Annotated in this window: 2 pseudogenes; one reads left to right on the forward strand and one right to left on the reverse strand. The window is 74.3% G+C overall.

What is annotated here, in order from left to right:
* Window positions 1-818, forward strand: a pseudogene (locus ADL15_RS54130) (hypothetical protein); the annotation flags it as partial.
* Window positions 819-895: 77 nt separating this feature from the next.
* On the opposite strand, the pseudogene ADL15_RS54135 reads toward ADL15_RS54130, so the two are convergent.
* Window positions 896-1719, reverse strand: a pseudogene (locus tag ADL15_RS54135) (glycogen debranching enzyme); the annotation flags it as partial.

Consider the following 1719-nt stretch of genomic DNA (forward strand, 5'->3'; position numbering starts at 1 on the left):
CCCAGGAACCCACCCGGACCGGGGAGCCGACCCGGACCCAGGAACCCTCCCGGACCGAGGAGCCCACCCGGACCCAGGAACCCACCCCGACCGAGGAGCCCACCCGGACCCAGGAGCCGACGCCGACCGACGAACCGACCCGGACCGACGAGCCCACCAGCGCGGTGGCGGCCGTCCCGGTCGCCGACGACGACACCGGCATCGGGGCCTGGGGCTGGCTGCTCCTGCTCGGGCTGCTCACCGCGCTGCTGGCGTTGCTGCTGAACGCGCGCTCCCGCCGGTTCGCCGGCTGGGACGCCGAGGCCCGGGGGCTGTCCGGGGAGACCCGCGCCGGGATCGGGATCCGCCTGCCCCGGGTGCTGACCGCGCCGGACGCCGGGCAGCGCGGCCTGGCCTGGCCGCCGGCCCGCGACGACCTCGCCGCGGTCGAGGTCCGCTGGGCCGCGCTCGCCGAGCGCGCGCCGGACGCCGAACGCCAGGCGTATGCGAGCCAGCTCGCGACCATGGTGGAGGACCTGGTCATCGCGGTCGACGCGGAGAACGAGGCGGTCGCCGCCGGCCGTGACTGGCGCCTGCTGCGCCCCCGGGTCGACGCGATCCTGGCCGCCCTGAACGCCGCCCTGGAGCCGGGCCCCGCGCCGGTCCCCGCCGCAGCCACCGCCTCGGTCCCGGCCGACACCACCGCAGCCGACACCACATCGGCGCCGCCCGGCACACCGCCGCCCGCCACGTCAGTGCCGCCCGGAACGCCGCCGCCCGCCACGCCGGGCCCGCCGCCGCGGCTGAACGAATACGGCGAGCCCCTCGACGACGACTGATGGACGTCAATCCCCCGAGCGGCCCCAGAAGTAGATCTCGGCCAGCACCCGGTCCATGTCCAGGATCGACGGGCCGGTCAGCCCCGGCGCCGCAGCACCCGCACGCTGTGCGCGATCGTGGGCACGCTCTCCTTGGCCTCGACAGTGGAGCCGGAGCCGACAGCGGAGCCGGAGCCGCTCGGCGCGGAGGCCAGCAGCGGATCGGCGGTGTCCACCACGGTCTGCCAGCGCTCGCCGTATCCGGCGTGCGGCAGGGTGAACACCACGTCCTGCGCCGACGCGTTGAACAGCATCAGGAACGAGTCGTCCGCGATCCGCTCACCGAGCGCGTCCACCTCCCGGATGCCCTCCCCGTTGAGGAACACCGCGAGGGTACGAACGTCCACCGCGTCCCAGTCACTTTCGGACATCGGCTCCCCGTCCACGCGCAGCCAGGCGATCCCGGGCAGGTGTGCGTCCCCGGCCGGCGCGTCGGTGAAGAACCGCCGGCGCCGGAAGATCGGGTGCTCGGCCCGCAGCCGGGTCAGGCCCCGGGTGAACGCGGTCAGCACGTCGTGCTGCTCGCCGGCCGTCCAGTCCACCCAGCTGAGCTCGTTGTCCTGGGCGTACACGTTGTTGTTGCCCTGCTGGGTACGGTCGCGCTCGTCGCCGTGTGCCAGCATCGGCACGCCCTGGCTGAGCAGCAGCGTGGCGAGGAAGTTCCGCTTCTGCCGGTCGCGCAGCGCGGTGATCGCCGGGTCGTCGCTCGGCCCCTCGGCGCCGCAGTTCCAGGACCGGTTGTGGCTCTCGCCGTCCCGGTTCTCCTCGCCGTTGGCGTCGTTGCGCTTCTCGTTGTAGGACACCAGGTCGTGCAGGGTGAACCCGTCGTGCGCGGTGACGAAGTTGATCGACGCGATCGGCC

Source organism: Actinoplanes awajinensis subsp. mycoplanecinus (assembly GCF_001509495.1).
Classification (GTDB): domain Bacteria; phylum Actinomycetota; class Actinomycetes; order Mycobacteriales; family Micromonosporaceae; genus Actinoplanes; species Actinoplanes palleronii.